The sequence below is a fragment of the uncultured Cyclobacterium sp. genome, from assembly GCF_963976465.1.
Taxonomy (GTDB): domain Bacteria; phylum Bacteroidota; class Bacteroidia; order Cytophagales; family Cyclobacteriaceae; genus Cyclobacterium.
On the sequence record NZ_CAXBOC010000486.1, the window covers coordinates 1 to 4,109 of the forward strand.

General features: G+C 39.9%; 3 protein-coding genes, 1 tRNA gene and 1 pseudogene. All 5 read right to left on the bottom strand.

Annotation, left to right across the window (positions count from 1 at the left end; translation table 11 throughout):
- Positions 1-6: 6 nt before the first annotated feature.
- Positions 7-492: pseudogene (locus AAC037_RS20790) on the bottom strand (flavodoxin domain-containing protein); the annotation flags it as partial.
- Positions 493-556: 64 nt separating this feature from the next.
- On the bottom strand, positions 557-1,615 hold the full coding sequence (locus AAC037_RS20795) for a hypothetical protein (RefSeq protein ID WP_339905308.1): 1,059 nt from the start codon (positions 1,613-1,615) through the stop codon (positions 557-559).
- On the bottom strand, positions 1,602-2,375 hold the full coding sequence (locus AAC037_RS20800; protein ID WP_339905309.1) for an NAD(P)-binding protein: 774 nt from the start codon (positions 2,373-2,375) through the stop codon (positions 1,602-1,604). Before AAC037_RS20800 ends, AAC037_RS20795 begins: the two co-directional genes overlap by 14 nt.
- 417 nt (positions 2,376-2,792) lie before the next feature.
- Positions 2,793-2,866, bottom strand: a tRNA-Arg gene (locus AAC037_RS20805).
- Positions 2,867-2,970: 104 nt separating this feature from the next.
- Positions 2,971-3,837: a sugar phosphate isomerase/epimerase gene (locus AAC037_RS20810; protein ID WP_339905313.1), complete on the bottom strand. Its 867-nt coding sequence runs from the start codon at positions 3,835-3,837 to the stop codon at positions 2,971-2,973.
- Positions 3,838-4,109: the final 272 nt, after the last annotated feature.

A 4,109-nucleotide genomic window follows, 5' to 3' on the forward strand; every position in this document is an offset into this window, starting at 1 on the left:
TTCTTACTATGCTGGCACTTCTCTATGCTTGGATTGCCTGACCAGTTTTAAAATTGGTTCAATACTTTCTTTGTCAACATAGTCAAATCCATTGCGCTCTTCTTTACTGGCTTTAGGGTCAGGATTGATAAGAGAGCCTATCAACAGCACCAGCCGCACCCACCAACTGACTTTCGAATGGTCTAACCTGCCTCGTAGCGCAACATGCTCCATTTGGGAAAATAGCTCTGAAGGAAGGGAATTGGCAACCCATCTGTTGAGTTTATCACTTGGACCGGCGCCGGAGACTGAAAACAAGATTTTTGACCTGCCTTTAAGCTTGGACAAATTTGCACTTACCCATTTTCGGTTGGACAGCTTAAAAAAAAGGATTGAACTACCCAGTATCAGATAATCGTACTTTGACGGATCGGCATTCGGGTCCTTGATGTCGAATACGGGAAGTCCTGTGGCTTCACCTATCCAGTTCGCATATTGTTCTGTACTACCGTACTTGCCCGAAAAAAAATTGCTCCGTTCATACTATTGTTTTAGCTGTTGGTATAACAAATTTAAATTAGCTCATAGGGCCAAATATCATAGCTTGATCACCTATGTCGATAAGTTCACAACTTTTGGAAAAGCTACTGTCGTCCAATTCAACATGAAATCTTAAGGTATCTTCTTTAGCACTAGAATCAACAGGGAGCCAGCGATAGGGCAAGTCTAGCTCGGTCACTTTAGGGTTTAATAGGTTGAGAATGGAATACTGTCCTTTTTTATGTTGAAATCCGGTTGGCTTCTCAAAACTCAATGCAAGTGTTTGGTTATCTATTTTTTTTCGCTCCAATAACGAAACAATTTTGTGGTCATCATATTTTGTGTCATCACATTCTGACCAGATTTTGTCTCGATTCATTTGCAAAGCTGCCAAAAATCCGGCCATTATAGTACCTTCAAAACCACCTCCCGGAAATGTCCATGCCGATGCAAAATACAAGTTGGGAATCAAGAAATTATTTCTTAATCGCTTCATCCCCGATTGTTCTTTAGATTGAGTGAAGCCATAAACAGATCCATCGGGATTAGAGGTGAAGCGTTGAATGGTTTTAGGTGTGGCTACTTCATAATATTCAATGCTTTCTCGTATTCCGGGAAATTGCTTTTCTAATCGTTGCAATAAAATCTGGGCTACTTCTTCCTTTTTGGCCTTATACTCGTCCTTACTTAGTCCTTCCCAGTTTTTTAGATAGTCTACGCCACAGATTGCACCTACAGATTTTTCTGGCGGCGCCAGTTGAGCATCTATCCTACCGTAGTCCACAAAAATGAAGCTACGTTTTGACCAATCACCCAGCTGGTTAAGGTGAACGTCCTTCAAGGTCTTGACATTGTCTCCCTGAATATAATTTGAGTAGTACTTGACACCATAAATCTCCAAATTGGTTTTAAAGCCTAGATAAAGGCATAATAACGAACAAGAATTTGTTTGTAAACCGATTTTCTGTTTGAGGGAGGAGGCATGGGGCTCATCTAACATAGCCGGCACGAATGGAACGGCACAATTGGCCACTATATTATCACATGAAATAGTGACTGGCTCTATACTTTCATTGAAGCTATCATGGAAGGCCATTTTCAGTAACTATTTTCTCTGCCTTTTGCCCTAACAGTACACTGCCGCCCTGTTTTTCAATATATGCGGCCAAATGATCGGAAAGCTGTTGTGAGCCCCCTTTTATGAAGTGACCACCATTCTCGATAAATCCGGAAAACGGCATGCTATAGTAAAACATGGATAAGGTGTAAGGGTCATCGCCCCAATAGCCAATATGTGCCACTAGGTCAAGTTTTGCGTTTTCATTGGTGATGTACTTGTCCAACCAAGATCCAACCGTATGTCGCGATGCTTCTACAAGGTTAGGATATAGCAATGGCATAAGGGGATAAATAAGCTTGCGTTTCAATGGTGTGCGAGGCAAACTGACTCCTTCTTTTCTGACACCGGCAATCAATTTAATAAACCGTTTTATTCCTTTTTCATCTTCAGGATATCTGTCGATGAGTGCCTTGGTCGCAGCTTCAAAACCGTGGGGAAATACAAAATCTTTTTTATCTGAAAGCACCGCGTAGAACTCTGGTACTTGCTGAAATTGAACGTTCTTGTCCACATTCAGCATTTTTAAAAGATTCATTAGCTTACTGTTTTCAGCCAAACCACTCATTTCATGTAGGCCTACTTCAATGATGAGGTCTCCTCGCTTAAACGTGGTAGCACAACCACCGGGTTTGTGGTGTTGTTCTAACAAAAGGACCTTCTTCCCAAATTTTGATAGCGTGGCTCCAGCGGTTAATCCGGCTAGGCCTCCTCCGATAATTATCGTATTATATTTCATTGCGGTTTATTTATTCCAAATTCAACGATTGGGTAGGTTGCCGGTTTGAATCTGTATGATATCCAATGAGAGTACTGGAAAGAATGGGATAAACTTTCCCATGATTCCTAATGACAAATCGAAAATAACATCAAAAAATAAATTATAACATGATGAAAATCAGAATGATTGACTTTTTATGGATGTCCTTTTTTTCCATCACCCAACCATTAAATTGCTTGAAGTTTTTTTAAAATTCAATAAAACGGTCATCTCATTGCCGCCCTCTAAGAAACTCTTCAGAGTGAGATTTCAACTAGATATGATGTTCTTAGTAAAAAACGCTGAAGTATTTTAACCATACACCCCTGAATATTAAAAAAATAAGAAATAATCTAAAAAAGCAAAACCCCTGTTTTTACAGGGGTTTTTGGGTAGTGATCGGGGAAGGATTCGAACCTCCGACCGTCTGCTTAGAAGGCAGATGCTCTATCCAGCTGAGCTACGCGACCAAACTTTGCGGGTGCAAAGATACTAATGTAACCGATTGTAAAAAATATTTTTTTGATTTCTTATCAATTTTATGATGAGAGCATCAAATCGGTTACACAAGTTTTTATTTAAAGCCTATCTCTTTCAGCCCTTCATGACTGATTTTGATAACTTCCAAAGGTTTTTTATCCCAGGTCATATCTTGCTCCACAAAATATTTTTCCATGCCTGAGGTCTTCTTTTCCTTTAAGATTCTCGCAAAATCGATGGTTCCCTCCCCTACTGGGGCAAATTTTCCTTCTTCATCCATATCCTTTACGTGCCACAACTTGAATCTTCCCGGGTATTCTTCGAAATAAGCAACAGGGTCTGCCTCTGCTCTGGTCACCCAATATAGATCCATTTGGAAGTTCACGTATTTTGGGTCTGTATTATCCAATAAGTATTCAATTGGTTTAATACCATCTTCGTTGTTCTTGTACTCAAAGTCATGGTTATGGTACAATAACTTCAATCCTGAAGCCTCACATTTTTTACCCAAGGTGGTGAGAATATCAGCAAAATCTTCCATGGAACCTTTCATCCCCATGGTTCGGTTTTCGCGATTAAACGTGAACATGCCCATAGGTGGTACCGGAATGGTAAAATATTCAAATCCTGCTGCTTTGGTATCGGCTATCAATTGGTCTGCGTTTTCCAAAGTTACCATACCCATATGCGTACTAACCGGAGTCAAACCAATACTCTCCAAATAGGCCTTGAACTCCTGTGGCTCCATGCCATAAAATTTTCCTTCGTTATAACCCGCAGCCTCGATGTAGGCATAACCTGCATCCGCCACTTTTTGCAGGGTCGCTTTGGCATCCTCGCCCATATTGTCCCTCACCGTATATAGTGCCAACCCACCAAAGTTATCTTGTGCATAAAATGTGATTGTAAATAGTGCAAAGGCCAAGGTAAAAATGCCCTTTACAGATAGCATCCTGTTCATAATTATTGTTTGTAGTTAATTTCGGTTTAAATGTCCTACAATATAGGGTTTTCCCGATTAATATTTTTAACTGATATTGTTAGAATCCCTTACGGATTCTTACAACAAAAAAATCCGTTGAATGCCAAAACATCGCAACGGATTTCAAAATGAATGAGTGCTAAAATTTTTAAATTTCGTTTAACCTTAAGGCTATCCTTACTTTTATTTCATCATGTACCTTGATTATACCCAACGCTTTTCGCGGAGGTTCAAGACCAAAATCGGTTAAT

Bases quoted from the DNA above. Each gene is read 5' to 3' on its own strand.
- AAC037_RS20795 (WP_339905308.1), bottom strand. From the start codon at position 1,615: ATGGCCTTCCATGATAGCTTCAATGAAAGTATAGAGCCAGTCACTATT.
- AAC037_RS20800 (WP_339905309.1), bottom strand. From the start codon at position 2,375: ATGAAATATAATACGATAATTATCGGAGGAGGCCTAGCCGGATTAACC.
- AAC037_RS20810 (WP_339905313.1), bottom strand. From the start codon at position 3,837: ATGAACAGGATGCTATCTGTAAAGGGCATTTTTACCTTGGCCTTTGCA.